The 19,211-nt window shown below is 68.8% G+C and carries 18 protein-coding genes and 1 pseudogene; 3 read left to right on the top strand and 16 right to left on the bottom strand.

What is annotated here, in order from left to right; all coding sequences use genetic code 11:
• The 12 genes and pseudogenes from LF262_RS13465 to LF262_RS13410 all read right to left on the bottom strand — a co-directional run.
• Positions 1–1,497, bottom strand: a 1,497-nt coding sequence (locus LF262_RS13465) for a S8 family peptidase (RefSeq protein ID WP_235780907.1), incomplete at its 3' end; no start/stop codon positions are given.
• A 29-nt stretch (positions 1,498–1,526) separates the two neighbouring features.
• Positions 1,527–1,778 carry a hypothetical protein gene (locus LF262_RS13460; protein WP_235780906.1) on the bottom strand — a complete coding sequence of 84 codons (252 nt, stop codon included), beginning with the start codon at positions 1,776–1,778 and terminating at the stop codon, positions 1,527–1,529.
• Between the two features lie 152 nt (positions 1,779–1,930).
• Positions 1,931–3,431, bottom strand: a pseudogene (locus LF262_RS13455) (nucleobase:cation symporter-2 family protein).
• Between the two features lie 177 nt (positions 3,432–3,608).
• Positions 3,609–4,547, bottom strand: coding sequence for a factor-independent urate hydroxylase (gene pucL, locus LF262_RS13450; protein ID WP_235780905.1), 939 nt, complete (start codon positions 4,545–4,547; stop codon positions 3,609–3,611).
• A gap of 3 nt (positions 4,548–4,550) precedes the next feature.
• On the bottom strand, positions 4,551–4,892 hold the full coding sequence (gene uraH, locus LF262_RS13445; protein WP_235780904.1) for a hydroxyisourate hydrolase: 342 nt from the start codon (positions 4,890–4,892) through the stop codon (positions 4,551–4,553).
• Positions 4,893–4,896: 4 nt separating this feature from the next.
• Positions 4,897–5,418, bottom strand: coding sequence for a 2-oxo-4-hydroxy-4-carboxy-5-ureidoimidazoline decarboxylase (gene uraD, locus LF262_RS13440; protein WP_235780903.1), 522 nt, complete (start codon positions 5,416–5,418; stop codon positions 4,897–4,899).
• 328 nt (positions 5,419–5,746) lie between these two features.
• The gene (gene bcp / locus LF262_RS13435; protein ID WP_235780902.1) at positions 5,747–6,220 is read right to left on the bottom strand and encodes a thioredoxin-dependent thiol peroxidase; all 474 of its coding nucleotides are present in this window, start codon (positions 6,218–6,220) and stop codon (positions 5,747–5,749) included.
• Positions 6,221–6,256: 36 nt separating this feature from the next.
• A complete protein-coding gene (gene allB / locus LF262_RS13430; RefSeq protein ID WP_235780901.1) occupies positions 6,257–7,600 on the bottom strand; it encodes an allantoinase AllB in 1,344 nt (447 codons plus the stop codon).
• The gene (locus tag LF262_RS13425; protein WP_235780900.1) at positions 7,597–8,778 is read right to left on the bottom strand and encodes a glycerate kinase; all 1,182 of its coding nucleotides are present in this window, start codon (positions 8,776–8,778) and stop codon (positions 7,597–7,599) included. The genes allB and LF262_RS13425 overlap by 4 nt, the downstream gene beginning before the upstream one ends.
• A 28-nt stretch (positions 8,779–8,806) precedes the next feature.
• The gene (gene gcl, locus LF262_RS13420) at positions 8,807–10,597 is read right to left on the bottom strand and encodes a glyoxylate carboligase (protein WP_235780899.1); all 1,791 of its coding nucleotides are present in this window, start codon (positions 10,595–10,597) and stop codon (positions 8,807–8,809) included.
• A gap of 173 nt (positions 10,598–10,770) precedes the next feature.
• Positions 10,771–11,661 carry a 2-hydroxy-3-oxopropionate reductase gene (locus tag LF262_RS13415; protein ID WP_235780898.1) on the bottom strand — a complete coding sequence of 297 codons (891 nt, stop codon included), beginning with the start codon at positions 11,659–11,661 and terminating at the stop codon, positions 10,771–10,773.
• A gap of 46 nt (positions 11,662–11,707) precedes the next feature.
• On the bottom strand, positions 11,708–12,499 hold the full coding sequence (locus LF262_RS13410) for a hydroxypyruvate isomerase family protein (protein WP_235780897.1): 792 nt from the start codon (positions 12,497–12,499) through the stop codon (positions 11,708–11,710).
• A 187-nt stretch (positions 12,500–12,686) separates the two neighbouring features.
• On the opposite strand from LF262_RS13410, the gene LF262_RS13405 reads away from it, so the two are divergent.
• A complete protein-coding gene (locus tag LF262_RS13405; protein ID WP_235780896.1) occupies positions 12,687–12,998 on the top strand; it encodes a hypothetical protein in 312 nt (103 codons plus the stop codon).
• A 90-nt stretch (positions 12,999–13,088) separates the two neighbouring features.
• Here the strand turns inward: LF262_RS13405 and LF262_RS13400 are convergent, their stop codons facing one another.
• The gene (locus LF262_RS13400) at positions 13,089–14,303 is read right to left on the bottom strand and encodes an MFS transporter (protein ID WP_235780895.1); all 1,215 of its coding nucleotides are present in this window, start codon (positions 14,301–14,303) and stop codon (positions 13,089–13,091) included.
• 137 nt (positions 14,304–14,440) lie between these two features.
• Between LF262_RS13400 and LF262_RS13395 the strand changes: the two genes are divergently transcribed.
• The gene (locus LF262_RS13395) at positions 14,441–15,028 is read left to right on the top strand and encodes a dihydrofolate reductase family protein (protein WP_235780894.1); all 588 of its coding nucleotides are present in this window, start codon (positions 14,441–14,443) and stop codon (positions 15,026–15,028) included.
• Between the two features lie 3 nt (positions 15,029–15,031).
• Positions 15,032–15,349, top strand: a complete 318-nt coding sequence (locus LF262_RS13390) for an MmcQ/YjbR family DNA-binding protein (protein ID WP_235780893.1) — start codon at positions 15,032–15,034, stop codon at positions 15,347–15,349.
• 24 nt (positions 15,350–15,373) lie between these two features.
• Here LF262_RS13390 and LF262_RS13385 read toward each other — a convergent pair whose 3' ends face one another.
• From LF262_RS13385 to aceB, 3 genes are read right to left on the bottom strand one after another with little or no spacing between them, the layout of a single operon-like run.
• Positions 15,374–16,186, bottom strand: a complete 813-nt coding sequence (locus LF262_RS13385) for a bifunctional allantoicase/(S)-ureidoglycine aminohydrolase (protein ID WP_235780892.1) — start codon at positions 16,184–16,186, stop codon at positions 15,374–15,376.
• A gap of 12 nt (positions 16,187–16,198) precedes the next feature.
• Positions 16,199–17,572, bottom strand: coding sequence for a DUF6986 family protein (locus tag LF262_RS13380; RefSeq protein ID WP_235780891.1), 1,374 nt, complete (start codon positions 17,570–17,572; stop codon positions 16,199–16,201).
• Positions 17,573–19,171 (bottom strand): malate synthase A, encoded by a 1,599-nt coding sequence (gene aceB, locus LF262_RS13375; RefSeq protein WP_235780890.1) that lies wholly within the window; start codon positions 19,169–19,171, stop codon positions 17,573–17,575.
• Positions 19,172–19,211: the final 40 nt, after the last annotated feature.

The raw sequence follows: 19,211 nt of genomic DNA, 5'->3' as shown, positions 1-19,211 counted from the left end.
CTTCTCCTGCTTGAGCTCTTTGCCTTCCTTGATCTCGACCTTCTCGAGCTTCTCCGCCTTTGCGTCCTTGATGTCCTTCACCTTGATGACGCCCGCCAGGGCCCGCAGGTCGGGCAGACTGCCGATCCGCTGGCTGGCGGGCCCGTTGGGACCGTCGGTCTGGCCCGAGCCGGTGGTGCGGAGCCTGTTCCTGACGTCGGAGGGCGTCTTCCGTCCCGAGCCTGCGGCGTTGATTCCCTGATAGGCGGCGACGGCGCCGACGACGATCGGCGAGGCGCTCGATGTGCCGCTGAACTGCTGCGTGTACCAGAGGTCTTCGTTGGGGCCGCCCTGGAGGTCGCCGTAGCCCGTGGTCACGACCTCGCGGCCCCAGCCCTGGGCGTCGATGCGGGAGCCGTAGTTCGAGAAGTCGAGGCGCGAGCGGGGGGAGCCGAAGTTCCCGGACGGCGGCGCACCGGCACCGACGATGATCGCTCCGGAATCGGCAGTCCCTCCACGGAAGGGGTTCGCCCACGACCCCGGAAAGCCCGCGGCGGGCGTGTCGTAAAGACCGTCATCGAGGTTTTCCGCACCGTTGCCGCCCGCCTCGACCACGATCACCCCGCGCCCGATCGCGTACTGGATCGCCGCGAAGTCGTCCGGCCACCACTCGACCGCGATGTAGCCGAGCTGGTCGGAGCGGCCCGCGAAGTTGAACCGGGGGCCGGGGCGGTGCAGTTCGATGAGGATCACGTCACCAGCGCCGAGCGCGTCTGCGGCCGTCCGGATGGCCGCCGCGGAGCCGCCTGAGCCGAAGATCGAGACCGCACGGACGTTGGCATCGGGGGCGATGCCGGTAATGCCGAGGCCATTGTCGTCGCCGCTGAACTCTCCGATCACGGCCGTGCCGTGGTTGCGCCAGCCGATGTCGGCCGACTCGGGGCCGCTGATCACCCCGCCCTGGTTCTGCAGGAGGTCCTCGTGGGTGAAGCGCCACGCGCCCTCGACGTCCACGATCTGGATGCCGGCGCCGCGGCCGCCCGGTCGGGTCCAGGCCCATCGTGCGTCGACGCCGTTGGGTGCCGCATCGAGGTAGCCCTGGCTTCCTGTGAAGTCAGGGGTGGAGGGCGGGGCGTCGCCCGTTCCCGGGGCCCGCTCTGCCACGGCTCCCTCGACGGGCGGGGCAATGGGAGGTTCGGCCGGCGGCTTGACGAAAGCCGAGGCGACTGCGTCGTCGGCCGCGAGCGCTGCAGCAATCTCATCTGCGTTGCCCTCGAAGCCGGTGATCGAGAAGTAGTTCAGCAGGGCTGACCCCGAGGATTCGAGAGAGGTTCCTCGGACGCGGTCGCCGAGACGGTTGGCTGGTCCGAAGCTGCGGGTCACCGTGGCGCCGGGAGAGGCGAGCTCGATGATCCGGGTCTCGGCGGAGCGGCTCGCGGTGAGGTCCGCATGGCCGATCGGAGCTTCGCTATTCTGGGCGACGACGACGATTTCAACTGGCGATGAAGGGGCAGGCATGAGACGTCCTAAGTGAGGGGACGCCCGCGTCATGCGGGCTCGTCAGGCGGGGTGATGTAGGCGCCGTCGACGTCGGGAAGCTGACGCAGGGAATCGACGAGGCCAGCGGCGTTCTCATGTGGAACGCGGACGAGCCAGAAGGTCGACAGAGACGGGTCGCTCGTGCCCGAGAACTGCGGTCGGGCCGCTGCACCTGCCCCCTCAACCGCATCGGCTACGCTCGGAGGGATCCCGACCGCACTGCGCTGGAGGACAAGGTGAATGTCGACGTCGTCTGCCACGGTTCCTCCTGAACAGACAGGATGTGACACTTGGTGCTCCCCAGCTGTGAAGGACATTACTGTGTTGTGGACGCCCGGTCAATGCTCCGCTGAGCACAGGAGAGGGCCCCTGCCTCAGTGGAGGCAGGGGCCCTCTCCTGCTCGGGCTTGGGTCAGTGCCCGTGGGTCCCGTTGGTTGCCTTGACGGGAACCTCGTTCCCGTCCTTATCGACGATCTTGCCGTTCTCGCAGCGGTCGCCCTCCTCGAGGCATTCGAGGACCTCTTCGGGGACCACGCGAACGGGGGCCGCGCCGAACACCGACGGGTTGTGCGGCGTGCCCCGCTTGAACACGTTGAAGACGAGGTTCAGCAGGATCGCCATGATGGCCGCCGAGCTGATGCCCGAGTCGAAGATCACCTGGAACCAGGTGGGGAAGTGCCCGTAGAAGGCGGGGTTGATGACCGGGACCATGCCGAACGCAATGGACGTCGCGACGATGATCAGGTTCATGTTGTCCCTGTAGTCCACCTTCGACAGGGTCCGGATGCCGGTGGCCGCCACCGTCCCGAAGAGGACGATGCCCGCGCCGCCGAGCACGGGCGTCGGCACGGCCGCTACCACGCGTCCGAGGACGGGCAGGAGCCCGAGCAGCACGAGGACCCCGCCGCCCGCGGCAACCGCGAACCGGGACTTGATGCCGGTCACCGCGACGAGGCCGACGTTCTGGGCGAACGCGCTCTGGGTGAACGTGTTGAACACGGGGGCGACGGCCGAGGAGAGCATTGTCGGCGCGGAGGCCGTTCGCGATCCGCTTCGAATCGACCTTGCTGCCGGCGATCTCGCCTACGGCGAGGATGTCCGCGGTGGTCTCCGTGAGGATCACGAGGATCACGATCACCATGGAGATGATGGCCGCCGGCTCGAAGGTCGGAAGCCCGAACGCGAACGGACGGGGGAGCTCGAAGATCGCTCCCGTGCCGACCTTGGAGAAGTCGGCCATGCCGACGAACGCCGCGACGACCGTGCCGATGACGATGGCCAGCAGGATCGACAGCCGGGAGATGACCGCGTTGCCGAGCTTGCTCAGGAGCATGATGATCACGAGCGTCAGCGCCGCAAGGCCCAGATTAGCCGGCGAGCCGTAGTCCGGGGCCTTTGCGTTGCCGCCCATCGCCCAGTTCGCTGCAACCGGGGTCAGGGAGAGTCCGATCGAGGTGATGACCACGCCCGTGACGACCGGCGGGAAGAAGTGGACGATCTTCGCGAAGAATGGGGCGACGAGGAGGCCGATGAGCGAGGCCGCGATCACCGCGCCGAAGACCGCCTGGATCCCGCCGCCGCCGCTGACGATCGCGAGCATCGTCGCGACCGAGGCGAACGAGGTGCCCTGAACGAGCGGCAGCCGCGAGCCGAACCACTTGACGCCGAGTGTCTGGAGGAGGGTCGCGAGGCCCCCGACGAACAGGCACGACGTGATGAGGAGCGCGATGTCGGGCCCCTTGATGCCGGCCGCGGAGCCGATGATGAGCGGCGGCGCGATGATGCCGCCGTACATCGTCAGGACGTGCTGGAAGCCGTAGGCAAACGCGGTGCCGATCGGCAGCTTCTGATCCTCGGGGCGGACCGCCTCGGCGTTGGTATGGCCGGGTGCGGGCACAGGATTTCGGGACATAGCAGACCTCCTTGTCAGCTGTGGTATTCCGAGTGCGCAACGAGTGGGGTGCCCCCGTCGGGGGGTCGGGTTTCGCCTCGGGCGAGGCGAGCGGGAGGAGGACGACGGCGGCCGGAGTTCACCGCCGTCGTGCGCTCCTTGCGTTCAGCGCGTGAGCTGCAGGGACGGAACGCCGGCTCAGCAGAACCCGGTGATGCCGTCCCAGGCGTTGGAGTCGTCCGAGATGCCCTCGCGCTGGAAGTTCGCCTCGATGAGGCCGTACGGGCGGTCGGCCGCGTAGAAGACCTCGTTGGGGTTGTCGAGGCCGAACGGCGTCAGGTCCACAAGGAAATGGTGCTTGTTAGGGGCGGAGAAGCGGACCTCCTCGATCTCCGGGTGCGCCTCGAGGACCTTCTGAGCCATGCCGTAGAGGGTGTGCTGCAGTGCGTACGAGTAGCCCTCGGTGAAGCCCTCGAGCAGGAGCGCCTTGACGTCGTGGTACGACTTGTTGAAGTCCACCGAGCCATTCGCGATCGCCTCAGGGCTGTAGCGCCACCGGGCCGAGACATCCGTGGCGAGGATGCGCTCCGTGGTCTCCTCGAGGGTCGTGAAGCGGTCCTTCGGGTAGCCGACGAATCCGGACTGCGTGGACTTGAGGACCGTGAGGTCGTTGAGGCCGGATACCACCTGGATGGTGTCGCCGTCCTTGACCACGACCGCGTTGCGGACCTCCTGGCCCTTCCGGACGAACGAGTGGTCGTGGCCCTCGGCCTGGCCCTGCGACGAGACCGCACTGGTCTGGATTCGCTCCCACGCGTACTGCTCCGCCTCCCAGCGGCCGCCGGTGACCCACGCGAACTCGCCCGTGAAGTGGTTTGCGAGGCGGATGAGGAACTCCTCCGGCGAGCCGACACCGTCGCGGGCGAATCCGAAGACGGTGTTCTTCTGGGTGTCGGTGGGGACCACGTGGCCGTTGTCGCCTTCGAGGTGCGCTGCATCGAAGTCGCCGCGCAGCTGCGAGGTGACGCTGAGGTCTTCAATCTCGTGGCGCTCCGTGTCGCGCGAGATCTTGACGACCCGCACCCCGGCCTTGCCGTACTGGTTCTTGCCCAAGACGATCTTGGTGTTCTCAGTCATTGCTTAGCTCCCTCGGTAAGTAGAGAAGGCGAAAGGACTCAGCAGCAGCGGCACGTGGTAGTGCGCATCTGCCGCGCTGACCGTGAAGGTCAGCGAGACTTCCGGGAAGAAGGTGTCCTGCCCGATGCCGGCGAAGTAGGCGCCCGTGGCGAACTGGAGACGGTATGCACCGCTGTGCAGCTGCTCGGGGCCGAGGTCTTTCACCCGCCCGTCAGCATCGGTGGTGCCCGAAGCAATCTGGGACCATGCCTCGCCGTCGCGGGCGTAGAGTTCGACGGCGACACCTGCGGCCGGTTTCCCGGCAGCGGTATCCAGAATGTGGGTGGTCACATGTGAGGCGCTCATGCGCTCAGGCTCCTTTCGAGGCCAGGGTCTGCTCTGCGAGAAGCTGCTGCAGACGCAGCACGGCGATCTCGCGGAGCTGCTCGGCCACGATGGGCTCCTCCTGCTCGGGCGTGTGGCCCAGCCGATCCTGGAGGGCAGCGAGCATCTCTTGGGCACTGCGGCCTGCGGCGCGGATCAGGAAGACCCGGCCGAACTTCTCCTCATAGGCCCGGTTCCCCTCGGCGAGTGCCCCGGCGATCGCGTGGTCCGCAGGGTCGACGCCGGCCTGCTCGCTGCGGGACATCCCCGCCTCGGTGCTCGCGCCTTCTGCCCGATCCCCGATGCGGGGGTGGTGGGCGAGTGCGGCCTCGAGCTCTTGGTCGGTGAACGGATGTGCCGCGCCCCGTGCGGTGGCCAGGAGATCGTCGAGACGCGCATAGGGGCGGGCATCGACGATCTCTGTGACCCAGCGGTCGACGTCGAGGCAAGGCTTCAGGAGCTCTCTTGCCTTCTCGGCGGGGGCGGCATTGAACTGATCAAGCAGCATGCTTGTCTGGTCCTCAACGGCTCAATGCTGGCATCCACGGTGACGGCTATACGGAAACATCGGTGTCCAGATCATCGCCTGGGTTTCGTATCGTGGAACTGTTATTTCAGCACGTGCAATTATTCTGACGTACGGTGCTGTGACTGTCAACACATCTGAGTGATTTGGGATACACAATCCTGTCACCCCGCGCCGAGGTCAGGTGACTTCGGCGAAGCTTGAGGCGGACGCAGGAGGGCCCCCGGCCAGCTCATCGTTCATGAACTGGCCGGGGGCCCTCGTGTCAACTTCGCTCAACCACCGCAGTGGCTGAGCTCAGCCGCGTGGCTCAGAGGCCGAGCCGCGTGCGCAGCGCCGCGACGTGGCCGTCGGCCGTGACGCCGTAGTCGATCGTTTCGACCTCGCCCTCCGGGGAGATGACCGCGGTCGAGCGCAGGATGCCCTCGCGCACCTCGCCGTTGACGATTCTCTCGCCCCAGGCGCCCCACTCGCGGGCCACAAGCGCGCCGTCGTCCGAGAGGAGCGGGAAGGTGAGCGAGAAGTCCTCGGCGAACGAGGCGATGTCCTCCACGGGATCCGGCGAGATGCCGATGACGCTCACGCCGGCGGCGTTGAGCGCATCGAGGCTGTCGCGGAAATCGCACGCCTCGGTGGTGCAGCCGGGGGTGGCGGCCTTCGGGTAGAAGTACACAACCGTCCGGCGGCCGCGGTAATCCTCAAGGGAGATTTCGCGGCCGGTTGCGTCCGGGAGCGTGAATGTGGGGGCCTGCTGGCCAGCGGTGAGCTTCGTCAGTGCTGTCATGGTTCCTCCTGTAGGTGGATCAGCTGGCCGCTGTCCCTACGCGGTGCCGCGGCGGATCAGCCGGCCCTGGGGCTCGGCAAAGTCCACCTCGGCGCCGCGCACGAACGTGCGGCGCACCACACCGGAGAGCGGTTTGCCCTGGTACGGCGTGATGTGGTTCTTGTGGTACAGCTTCTCGGCGTCGACGATGAAGGTCTCGTCCGCAGCGAAGATCGCCAAGTCAGCATCGTAGCCGGGGGCAAGGGTGCCCTTGCGCTGCAGGCGTGCCAGCTCGGCCGGCTTGCGGCCCATCCACTCGACGACGCGTTCGAGCGGGATGCCGCGCTGCCGCGCCTCGGTCCAGATGAGCGGGAGTCCCAGCTGAAGCGATGCCACGCCGCCCCACGCCACGCCGAAGTCGCCGTTCTCGAGGTCCTTGAGATCGAGCGTGGAGGGGGAGTGGTCCGAGACGATGCAGTCGATGACGCCGTCCTCGAGGCCCTTCCACAGCAGCTCGCGGTTGTTCGCCTCACGGATCGGCGGGCAGCACTTGAAGGCGGTCGCACCGTTCGGGATCTCCTCCGCCAGCAGCGTGAGGTAGTGCGGGCACGTCTCGACGGTGAGCTTCACGCCGTCGCGCTTGGCCGTCGCGATCATGGCGAGCGCGTCCGACGACGAGAGGTGCAGGATGTGGGCCCGTGCGCCTGTCCAGCGGGCCCGCTCAATGACTTGGGCAACCGCGACGTTCTCCGCCCCGCGCGGGCGGGAGTGGAGGAAGCTCTCGTAGACATCGCCCTCGGGATTGGGGGCACGGTCGATCGCTCGGGAGTCCTCCGCGTGGACGATCATGAGCCCGTCGAAGCCCGCGATCTCTGCCAGGTCCTTCTCGAGCTCGTCCTCCTCGAGCGGCGGGAACTCGTCCACACCCGAGTGCAGGAGGAAGCACTTGAACCCGAACACGCCCTCGTCGTGCAGCGCGCGGAGATCGCCGGTGTTGCCCGGGACCGCTCCACCCCAGAAGCCGACGTCCACGAAGGCCTGCGTCCACGCGGACTTGCGCTTGATGTTCAGCGCGTCCACGTTCACGGTGGGCGGGACCGAGTTCAGCGGCATGTCGATGATCGTGGTCACCCCGCCGGCGGCGGCGGCCTTCGTGGCGGACGCGAAGCCCTCCCACTCGGTGCGGCCGGGCTCGTTCACGTGCACGTGCGAGTCTACGAGGCCGGGGATGAGGGTCTCGTCCTCGGCCAGCTCGATAGTCTCGCGGCCCACGAGGGCATTGCCGAGGGGCTCGAGCGCAACGATGCGCCCGTCGATGATGCCGACCTCGCGGGGCGCGATGCCCGCGGTCGTGAGGACCCGCTGCCCGCGGATCACGAGGTCGTACTCGGTTGCAGTCACCGCACAGGTTCCTTTCCGTTCCCAATGTCAACGATAGACGCGGCCAGATCGATCCCGACCTGCCGCAGGAGGCGCGCAGCCTGGCGGATGCACGTCTCGACATCCTCTTCGATGTCCGTCAGTGCGCGGACGGCCCGGAAGCCGGCCCTCTGAAGGTCCGTGGGATCGGTGAGCTGGCTGCGCCCGCACACCGCGACCACGGGGATGCCGTGGGCAACGGCTTCGGCGGCGACACCAACCGGGGCCTTCCCCGCGAGCGACTGCGCGTCGAGGCTCCCCTCACCCGTCACCACGAGGTCCGCACCGGCGAGCTTCTCGCGCAGCCGGGTGAACTCGACCACGACGTCGATGCCGCGCCGCCGCGTCGCGCCCAAGGCGAGGGCCGCGTACCCGACGCCCCCGGCCGCGCCCGCGCCCGGGAGGTCCTTCGCGGCCACCGCGGCTGGGCCCATTGCCTCGCCGAGGACGGCGGCGAAACGCGCCAGGGCGCCGTCCAGTTCGGAGACATCCGACGGCGATGCCCCCTTCTGCGGGCCGAACACGGCTGCCGCTCCGCGCGCCCCGAGGAGGGGATTGTCGACATCGGCAGCGAGGGTGAGCCGTGCACGGCCGAGCCGGGCGTCGAGGCCGGACAGGTCCGCCGCGGCGATCCGCGCGAGGGCCGAACCTCCGAGCGGCAGGTCGCGGCCGGCGTCATCCGTGAACCGGGCACCGAGGCCTGTGAGCATCCCCGCGCCGCCGTCGGTGCAGGCGCTGCCCCCCACGCCGAGGACGATGTCCCGGCAGCCGGCGTCGAGGGCCGCGCGGATGAGCTGGCCCGTGCCGAGGCTCGTGGCGCCGAGTGCGTCGAGTTCCCCGTCAGGAAGCACATCGAGGCCGGACGCGGCCGCCATCTCGATGACAGCGCGCCTTGTCCCATCGGGCTGGCCCTCAGCCGCCTCAGACACCGCGAATTCTGCCGTGAGCGTCCGGCCGGTGGGACCGGCCACAGCCGCCCGGCGCGGGGTGAAGCCCGCGCCGAGCGCCGCGCTCACGGTGCCCTCGCCGCCGTCCGCCACGGGGACCAGGACGAGGTCGGCCTCGGGGAGCACCTCGCGGAGGCCCTCCGCGAGGGCCTCCGCCACCTCGGCGGCCGTGAGGGAGCCCTTGAACTTGTCCGGGGCGAGGACGATCTTCATGGGTTCAGTTCCTTCTGCGGCGGATAGGTCAGTCGAGCAGCGCGACCAGAGCGGTCGGGGCGTCTTCGCGGCGAGCAGCGAGCTCCTCGAACTCGGTCACGTTGTCCAGCTCGGTGCCCATGGCGATGTTGGTGACGCGCTCGAGGATGCACTCCACGACCACGGGCACCTTGTACTCGGCCATGAGGGCGCGGGCCTTCTCGAACGCCGGGCCCAGATCGTCCGGGTGCTCCACGCGGATGGCCTTGCAGCCGAGGCCCTCGGCGACCTTCACGTGGTCCACGCCGTAGCCGGCGGCGGTTCCCGTCTCGGGCTCGGCGTTGATGTTCTCGAACGCGAGCGAGACGTGGTAGTCCATCTCGAAGCCGCGCTGGGACTGGCGGATGAGGCCCAGGTAGGAGTTGTTGACCACCACGTGGATGTACGGGAGCTGGAACTGCGCACCCACGGCGAGCTCCTCGATCATGAACTGGAAGTCGTAGTCCCCCGAGAGCGCCACGACCGTCTCGCCCGGCTTGCCACGCACCACGCCGAGGGCGGCTGGCCCGGTCCAGCCCAGCGGGCCTGCCTGGCCGGCGTTGATCCACTTGCGCGCGCCGAACACGTGCAGGAGCTGGGCGCCGGCGATCTGGGACAGCCCGATCGTGGTGACGTAGGTCGTCTCCGGGCCGAACGCCCTGTTCATCTCCTCGTAGACGCGGAACGGCTTCATCGGCACGTTCTCGTAGTGCGTCTTGCGCTGCATGCGGCCGCGCTTGTCCTGGGCGGAGGCGGCCCACGCGGTGTAGTCGGGCAGCTGGCCTGTGGCCTTGCGCTCCTTCGCCACGGCCAGGACCTCGTCGAGGAACGCGCCGGCGTCGGAGACAATGCCGAAGTCGGGCGAGAAGACGCGGCCGATCTGGGTCGGTTCGATGTCCACATGCACAAAGCTGCGGCCCGCCGTGTACTTCTCGACCGAGCCGGTGTGGCGGTTGGCCCACCGGTTGCCGATGCCGATCACGAAGTCGGACTCGAGGAACGTCGCGTTGCCGTACTTGTGGGAGGTCTGCAGGCCCACCATGCCGGCCATGAGCCGGTGGTCGTCCGGCATGGCACCCCAGCCCATGAGCGTCGGGACCACGGGCACGTTCAGCGTCTCGGCGAGCTCGACGAGCTGCGCGGCGGCGTCGGCGTTGATGATGCCGCCGCCGGCCACGATGAGCGGCTTCTCGGCGGCCGTGAGCATGTCCAGCGCCTTTTCGGCCTGCCTGCGCGTGGCGCGCGGCTTCTCGGCCGCGAGGGGCTCGTAGGCGTCGATGTCGAACTCGATCTGGGCCATCTGCACGTCGAACGGAAGGTCCAGGAGCACGGGGCCGGGGCGGCCGGAGCGCATGAGCTGGAAGGCCTTCTGCACGGCGCCGGGCACCTGTCCGGGCTCGAGGACGGTCATGGCCATCTTGGTCAGCGGCTTGGCGATGGACTCGATGTCCACGGCCTGGAAGTCCTCCTTGTGCAGCTTCGCGACGGGCGCCTGGCCCGTGAAGCACAGCATCGGGATGGAGTCCGCCTGGGCCGCGTAGAGGCCGGTGATCATGTCGGTGCCCGCAGGGCCCGAGGTGCCGAGGCAGACGCCGATGTTGCCGGCCTTGGCACGGGAGTAGCCGTCCGCCATGTGCGAGGCGCCCTCGACGTGGCGGGCGAGCGTGTGGCGGATGCCGCCGTGGGCCCTCATGGCCGAGTACAGCGGGTTGATCGCGGCGCCGGGCAGGCCGAAGGCCTCAGTGGCGCCCTCCTTCTCCAGGATGGCGACGATCGCGTCGACAGTGCGCATCTTTGCCATGTCGAAAGCTCCTTTGGGATACAAAAAGTGAGGAAGGTGGGGGTGGGAAAGGGGCCGGCCCCGAGGTTGCGCGCCCGGGGCCGGCTGTCTGTGGGGAGGCGCACCCTCGAAAGGGGTGGCGCACGACGGCGACGGGTCGGCGTCGTGCGTCAGCTCGCCTCTGCGAGGACTACCTACTCCTTGCCGGAGAGCTCGGCCGTGAGCTTGAAGAGGCCCGAGTGGTCGAGGCCGCCGTCACCGCGGGCCACGAGGGCGGAGACGAGCTGGGCGACTGCCGCACCGAGCGGGACGACGACGCCGGCCTCCCGCGCGGCCGAGGTCACGATGCCGAGGTCCTTGCTGTGGAGGGCGAGTCGGAAGCCCGGGTCGAAGTTGCGGTCCAGCATCTTCTGGCCCTTCTGGTCCAGGACCTTGGAGCCGGCGAGGCCGCCTCCGAGGACCTTGAGGGCGGCGTCAGTGTCCACGCCGTAGGCCTCGAGGAAGACGATGGCTTCCGAGAGCGCCTGGATGTTGACCGCGACGATGAGCTGGTTCGCAGCCTTGACTGTCTGGCCCGAGCCGGAGGGGCCAACGTGGACGATGGTCTTGCCCACGGCCCTCAGGATCGGGAGCGCGGCGTCGAAGTCCGCTTTCTCGCCGCCGACCATGATGGACAGCACAGCGTCGATGGCGCCCTGCTCACCGCCGGAGACGGGGGCGTCGAGGGGGCGGAGGCCGGCTTCGCGGGCGTCGGCGGCGAGGCGCGCGGCGACATCGGGACGGATCGAGGAGGCGTCGATCCACAGGGCGCCCTTCGTGGCGTTCGCGAACACGCCGTCCTTGCCGTCGGCGACGCCGGAGACGACACTCTCGACGTCGGGGGAGTCTGGGACCATCGTGATGACGACCTCGGCGTCCTTGACGGCGTCCGCGACGCTCGAGGCGCCCTTGCCGCCCTCGGCGACGAGCTTGTTGACCTTGTCCTCGCTGCGGTTGTAGCCGGTGACCGTGTGGCCGGCCTTGACGAGGTTGACGGCCATGGGAAGGCCCATGATGCCGAGGCCGATGACTGCAATGTTACTCATGAGAATCTCCTTGGGGCGTCTGGGTGGGCGGGGCCGTGCGGGCAGCTCAGGCGACGGGGCGGATGGCCCACTTGAAGGCCTCTGCCTGGGGGGCCTTGTACTCGAGGCCGATGTACCCGGTGTAGCCGAGCTCGCGGGAGCGAGAGACCCACTCGCCGAGGGGGAGCTCGCCGGTGCCGGGGGCGCCGCGGCCGGGGTTGTCGGCGATCTGGATGTGGCCGAAGTCCTTGGCGTGCTCCTCGATGACGGCGGCGACGTCGTCGCCGTTGACCGCGAGGTGGTAGAAGTCCGCGAGGAGCTTGACGTTCTCCACACCCGCCTCCTTGGTCTTGGCGATGACGCCGAGGGCGTCCGCGGCGGTCTTGAGCGGGTAGGCCGGCGTGCCGGACACCGGTTCGAGCAGGACGGTACCGCCGACCTTCGCCACGCCCTGCGCCGCGGCGACGAGGTTGTTCAGCCCGAGCTCGTCCTGCTCCTGAGGCGTGAACTCGTCCCGGCGGTTGCCGTAGAGCGCGTTGAACGCCGTGGTGCCGGCGCGCTCGGCGATGCCGACGACAACGTCGATGTTGTCCGTGAACTCGCCGGAACGGCCCTTCCACGACACGAGGCCGCGATCGCCAGCGGGCATATCCCCGGCGAAGAAGTTCAGGCCCGAGAGCTGCACGCCCGCATTGTCCAGCGCCGCGATGAACGCATCGACGTCCTTGTCCGCGGGGACGGCCTCGGCGAAGGGCCACCAGAACTCGACGGCGTCGAACCCTGCGGCCTTCGCGGCGCCCGGACGCTGGAGCAGGGGCAGCTCGGTCAGGAGGATGGAGCAGTTCACCGTGTACGTCATGATTGGGCCCTTCTCAGTCAAGGTTCACGAAACCGATTCTCGGATCTGATATTCCAGATCGTGGAAGAAAAATATCTCTGAATGAAAGTTTAGGTCCGGATGTGATCCAGGTCAACCCGATTGGATACCAAATACCTGGTGCTTCACCTACTGGCTGACCGATGCGGTGTCGGGCAATGATGGAGGCATGGCCACGTACAGAGCAATAGAGCATTCCTCGAGCAAGGACCCCAACGACTGGGGCCGCGCGATGGCGGTAGCCCTCAAGCGCCTTCTCGAGGAGGCCCAGACCGACCGCAGCTACCTTGAGCACCAGCACCTGATCGGCCAGGACATCGTGATGCGCATCGAGGCCGAGGAAGGCGGCGTATGCGTGCACCTGAGCTGGCGGCCGCAGAACCAGGACGATGCACCGAAGGACGAGGACGAGACGGCAGCCGGAGCACGCGACGACGAGGGCTCGTCGGAAGTCGCCGAGGGCTCCGGCCGAGGCGGGTGACTTTCGTCGGCCTCGGCCTCGGCCGCGGCGGCGGCCGGCCCACTCGCGAGGGGCGCGCAGCCGGCGCCGTGTGCGGGGTACCCGAAAGGTTCAGGGGCGGAGGGTCCGCCAGCCTACGGCCGCAACGCCGAGCAGCACCCCGGTTGCCCCGAAGACTCCCGCTGACCCGAACCCGGCCGCGAGCAGGCCCACGGCCGGCGGGATGAGCGCCTGGCCGAGCCGGTTGGCCGTGATGCGGGCCGCGAGCCACGTCGCCGCGGTGCCTGCCGGCGCCGCGAGCGTGACCACGGTCATGGTGAGCGGCTGAACGATCCCGAGCGCATACCCTGCCGCCACGAGCACCAGGGCCAGCGCCCATACGGGCAGGGGGGCCGCGATCACGAGGACGCCTGCTGCACCGGCTGCGGTTCCCCACAGGATGAGCTGCGGCCGCCCGAACCGCGTGACGAGGCGGCCCATCGCCAGCCGCGAGGCCATGGTCGCCACGGCACGGCCGGTCAGGAGTGTTCCGACGACCGCCGCCGGCACGCCGCGGTCGACACCGAGCGCCGGCAGGTACACCTGGATCAGGTCGATCGAGCACAGGACCATCATGGACACCCCGATCGAGGCCACGAGCGGGCGCCGGGCGTCTGGATCCGCTGCAAGGGCCGCCCGCATGCCGAGCCGTGGGGGGCCGACAACGGCGCGGCCGGCGTCCCATGCCTCCGCCGCCGCGGGCGGTTCCCGCCGCAGCGCGATCGGCAGCGTGACGGCGAGCATGCCCACCGCGGCGGCGAGGTACCACCCGAACAGCTGGCCGGTGTCTGGGAGGACGGCACCGCCGCCCACAACGGCGAGGAGCGACGGCGCGACCGCCTGGCCCGCCGAGCCGGTGAACGTGTAGATGCCGAACAGCGAGTCGAGGCGCCTTCGCTGGCCTGCATCGGCTGAGGTCGAGGCGATCCGGCTCTGCTCGCCGAGGAGGCTGATGAGATGGCCGAGGCCGAGCGCGACGTTCCAGCCGAGAAGCCACCACACGTCCGGCGTCGCCGCGAGCAGCCCGATCCCAGATACCACCATGAGCCCCGCACCGGCGAGCAGCAGCGCGCGGCCGTGGCCGGCGTCGTCCATCCGCCCCACCCAGACCGCGGCGAGGAGTGGAAGGAGGGAGAAACTCGCGACCACGAGCCCGAGCAGCGCCGGGTCCACGCCGAGCTCGAGGGCCCGGTAGGAGGCCGTAGGACGCACGGTGTACACGGCGAGCTGCAGGAAGAATGCGTGCGCGAGCACGGCCCAGGGGTAGCGGCGTTCGGTCATGGTCATGGCGAACCAACCGTAGCCGGTGCGGTGGGAGCCTGAGGCATGGGGGCCCCGGCGCGGGCGGCATGAGAGCAGCCGCAGACCGGATGTCGCACGCCCATCCCTTGATGCCGGCCGCCGTGGGGTGAAACGGTGGAGGCATGGGACGCCTCATAGTTCAGGAATCGCTCAGCGCCGATGGCTTCGCGGCAGACGCCACTGGGTCCATCTCCTTCATGGAGTCCTTCACCGGCGGCTCCGCCGAGGACTTCGCCCGGCGGCAACTGGCGCTCATCGAGGGGCTCGGTTCGATCGTGATGGGCGCACGGACGTACGAGGGGTTCTCCGCGTTCTGGCCGACCGACGATGCCGCGGATGAGCTCATCGCGCCAGCCTTCAACGCGCTCGATCGGTACGTGTTCACCCGTTCGCACACCGAGGCCCCCTGGGGGTCACTCGGCGATTGCAAGGTGGTGGCGGGGGACACGGGAGACACGATCCGCCGCATCAAGGCCGAATCCGAGGGGGATATCGGGTGCTGGGGGAGCCTGGACCTCGTAGCGGAGCTGCTTGGGCTGGGCGAGGTCGACGAACTCCGCCTTGTCATCGCCCCGTCGATGATCGGCGAGGGGCGCCGGTTCGGGCCAAAAGCCCCGGTGCAGCTCGAGCTGGTGGACTCTGGAACGTTTGACGGCGCGTTGGTTGAGTTGGTCTACAAGGTCAGCCCCGCGCGCTTAAGGGAGCCCTGAGGCATGGCCACCGAGGACGATGTGCGGCAGCTGTGCCTGACGCTGCCCGGTGTGACCGAGCGGCCCAGCTGGAATCAGCCCGCGTGGTTCGCCAAGACCCTGTTCGCCAGGATCTGGGAGCCCGGGGTCGTCACGCTCAAGACCGAGGAGCGGGAGGCGCTCGCGGCCACGGACCGGGAGACTTTCTACTGGGAGATCCCGCATCACCTGAACTCCCCGCAGATCGTCCTCGTCCGGCTCGAGCGGATCTCCCGCGGCGAGCTCGGCGAGATGATCCAGGAGTCCTACCGGATTGCCGGCGGTTCGGGCAGCGGGGACTGACCCGTCACTCAGGGGACGTGCGCGTCAGGTGAGCTTCACCTGGCGGTTGACGTCCTTGTAGAGGAGATAGCGGAATTCCCCCGGGCCGCCCGCATAGCAGGCCTGCGGGCAGAAGGCGCGCAGCCACATGAAGTCGCCGGCCTCGACCTCGACCCAGTCGTTGTTGAGCAGGTACATGGCCTTGCCCTGGAGCACGTACAGGCCATGCTCCATGACGTGGGTCTCGGGGAACGGGATGACGCCCCCGGGCTGGAAGGTCACGATATTCACGTGCATGTCGTGCGCCAGGTCGTCTGGGTCCACGAAGCGCGTTGTCTTCCAGACCCCGTTCACATCCGGCATCTCGCGAGGGGCGACCTCGGCATCCGAGGTCACGAAGCTCTTTGCCTCGTATCCCTCGAGCCGCTCGTACGCCTTGCGGACCCAGTGGAAGGAGACCGGCGCCCCTGAGACGTTCTCGAGGCCCCACGCGTCGCCGGCGGCGAGGTACGCGTAGCCGCCCTCCTCGAGCGCGTGCACCTCGCCGTTGAGCGTGAGGTTGACCTTGCCGTTGACTACGAACACGACGCCCTCGACCCCGGGCTCGAACTCGGCCTTCGGTGCGCCGCCACCCGGGCCGATCTCCACGATGAGCTGGGAGAACGTGGTCGCGAAGCCCGAGATCGGGCGTGCGATGATCCATGAGCGGGTGTTCGTGAAGCCCGGGAGGTTGCTCGTGACGATGTCCGTCAGCACGCCCTTCGGGATGACCGTGTAGGCCTCGGTGACGATCGCCCGCTCGGTGGTGAGGTGCGTCTGCGGCGGCAGGCCGCCTTCGGGGTAGTAGTACTTGCCCATGCGGGCCTCCTTCTAGTTCTTGGCGCCGGCGCCTGCGGCATGGTGGTCCTGCGCCAGGCGAGGATGCGCGAGGCGTGTCAGCTCGAGCTCAGTGAGTCCTGTCGAGGCCAGGACCTCGTCCGCGTCAGCAGCGCCGCACTGGACGCCGCGGAGCACGAACGCCGCGAGCGCACGGGCCGTGGCGGGCTCGTCAAGGACAGCCCCCACAGTCTGCTGCACGTAGTTGCGCAGTCGGGTCGTCGCGGCCTCGAGGCCCTCACGGTAGAACGCGTACGTGGCGATGTACCGGGTGGGCAGCTGATGCGCGTGCAGGTCCCAGCCCTGGTAGTAGCCACGGTCGAGGCTCCGGCGCACGAGGCGGGCGTGGAGCGCCCAGGCCTCCTCGCGCTGCGCTGCGTCCCCGAGCGGGAGGATGTTCGTGGAGCCGTCGGAGAGGCGGACGCCCGTCCCGGCTACCGCGAGCTGCATGACCTCCTTGGCAAAGTCCGCGACCGGGTGCTCCATCGACTGGTAGGCCGCGGCGATCTGCAGCGAGGCTGAGTAGTCGTACGTACCGTAGTGCAGTGCCGTGATGCGGCCGTCCGCGAGGTGCGGCAGCTGCGCGACCGGGTGGGTTCCGTCCGAGCCGATGATGAGCTGCGGCGTCTCCACCTGGACCTCGAACCCGAGCCGCCCCTGAGGTAGGGCGAGGGCAGATTCGAGGCGCTCGACGGCGAACACCATCGCCTTGACCTGGTCCACCGTGGTGACCTTGGGCAGCGTGAGGATGAGTCCGTCGCCCAGGGCTGCGAGCGCGCCGTTCTGGGCGAGGCGGGCGACGAACAGCTCGAGTGTGCGCAGGCCGCGTCGGCGGGTGGGCTCTTCGAAGCACTTGAAGCGGATGCCGATGAACGGCGTCGTGCTTGCCGTACCTTCCGCTGCTGCGGCAACTGCGGCGGCGACTGAATCCGCCGCGCGCACGGCCTCGGCGTCCTCGACCTCGTCCGGCTCCGCGCCGAAGGCAGCCGCCTTGCCCGGGGCGAGGTAGCCGTCCTCGAAGTCGATGCGCAGGTCCTCGATCGGCTCGGACTTCAGCTTCGCCTCGACTCGCGGCGCGACCTCGGCCGCGAGGGAAGGAGCGAGCCCCACGCGGCGGGCCAGGGCCTCGAGACCGCCGGCACCGTCCGCGGCCTCCAGCGCCGCGGCGCCCCACTCCGCAGCGAGCTGCGGGGTGAAGCGGTCCGCAGGCACGTAGACCGTGTGGACGGGCTGGCGGGTCCCCGAGTCGCCGGGGTATGCCTCGGCGAGCAGCCGGTCGGTGTCGGCGAGGCTGGCGTCGATGCGGTCGAGGTCGGCGTCGTCGAACACGCGCGCCGGGAGGCTCGCGTTCGCGTGGGGCTCGTTCATTCAGCCCACCAGCTCGTAGGCCGGGGTGGTGAGGAAGTCCGTGAAATCCGCGGACAGCACGATGTCCGCGATGAGGCGGCTGGCCGGCTCGTAGAACTTCGCGAACATCTGCGGGTCAACCTCGCCGCGGAGGCGTTCGGTCTCCTCAGCGAGGACCTGCTCGACGAGCTCGTGGGTCACCGTGTTGCCGGTGTCCGCGAGGACCACCTTGTTGTGGATCTGCTGCCATACCTGCGAGCGGGAGATCTCCGCGGTCGCGGCGTCCTCCATGAGGTTGTGGATCGCCACGGCGCCATTGCCCGAGAGCCACACCGCCGTGTAGGCGACGGCCACGTAGAGGTTCAGGCGCAGGCCGGCCTCGGTGGCCTCGCCCTCGGTCGCCGAGACGTTGAGGAGGTCCTCCGCCGTGACGCTCACTTCGGGGCGCTGACGGTCCACCTGGTTCGGCTTGTCGCCGAGCACAGCATCGAAGACCTCCTGGCAGGTCGACACGAGGTCCGGGTGGGCCACCCAGGAGCCGTCGAAGCCGTCGGTGGCCTCGCGGGTCTTGTCCGCGCGGACCTTCTCGATCGCGGCGGCCGTGGTCTCCGGCTCCTTGCGGTTCGGGATGAACGCCGCCATGCCGCCCATCGCGAAGGCGCCGCGCTTGTGGCACGTCTGGACGAGGAGCTCAGTGTACGCGCGCATGAACGGGGCGGTCATGACCACCGAGGCGCGGTCCGGGAGCGTAAACTTCTCGCCCGCATCGCGGAAGTACTTGATGATGCTGAAGAGGTAGTCCCAGCGGCCCGCATTGAGACCCGAGGCATGGTCACGGAGCTCGTAGAGGATCTCGTCCATCTCGAACGCGGCCGGGATCGTCTCGATGAGCACGGTGGCGCGGATGGTGCCCTGGGGGATGCCGAGGTAGTCCTGGGCGAAGGCGAACACGTCATTCCACAGGCGCGCCTCGAGGTGGCTCTCCATCTTCGGCAGGTAGTAGTACGGGCCCCGTCCGGACGCGATCAGGGGCTTGGCCACGTGGAAGAAGTGGAGGCCGAAGTCAACGAGTGCGCCGATGGCGGGCTCACCGTCGATCAGAACATGGCGCTCCTCCATGTGCCAGCCGCGCGGGCGGGTGATCACCACGGCGAGCGGTGCGTCCTTGCGCAGCGAGTACTCCTTGCCCTCGGGAGAAGTGTAGGAGAGCGTGCCGTTCGCAGCGTCGCGGAGGTTGATCACGGAATCGACCACGTTGGCCCAGTGTGGGCTCGAGGCGTCCTCCATATCCGCGAGCCACACCTTGGCGCCGGAGTTGAGGGCGTTGATCGCCATTTTGGCCGGGCTCGCGGGACCGGTCATCTCGACGCGGCGGTCAAGCAGCGGGGCCGGGGCCTCGGCGACCTTCCAGTCGCCGCCGCGGACATCGGCGGTCTCGGGCAGGAAATCGAGCCGACCGGTGCTCGCCGCCTCGGCGCGGCGGGTCTTGCGAGCCTTGAGCCGGGCATTGCGCTCGGCAGCAAAGCGCTTGTGGAGCTCCTCGACGAAAGCGAGCGCCTCATCGGTGAGGATCTCGTGAGCGCCCGCGATCGGCGCATTGTCGGTGACAGTGATGGCCATAGCCATTCTCCTTCTTCTCCCGGTGTCCGGGTTTCTCCCT

It is taken from the genome of Sinomonas notoginsengisoli (genome assembly GCF_021554725.1).
Lineage (GTDB): Bacteria > Actinomycetota > Actinomycetes > Actinomycetales > Micrococcaceae > Sinomonas > Sinomonas notoginsengisoli.
This window is presented reverse-complemented; position numbering and strand designations above follow the sequence as displayed.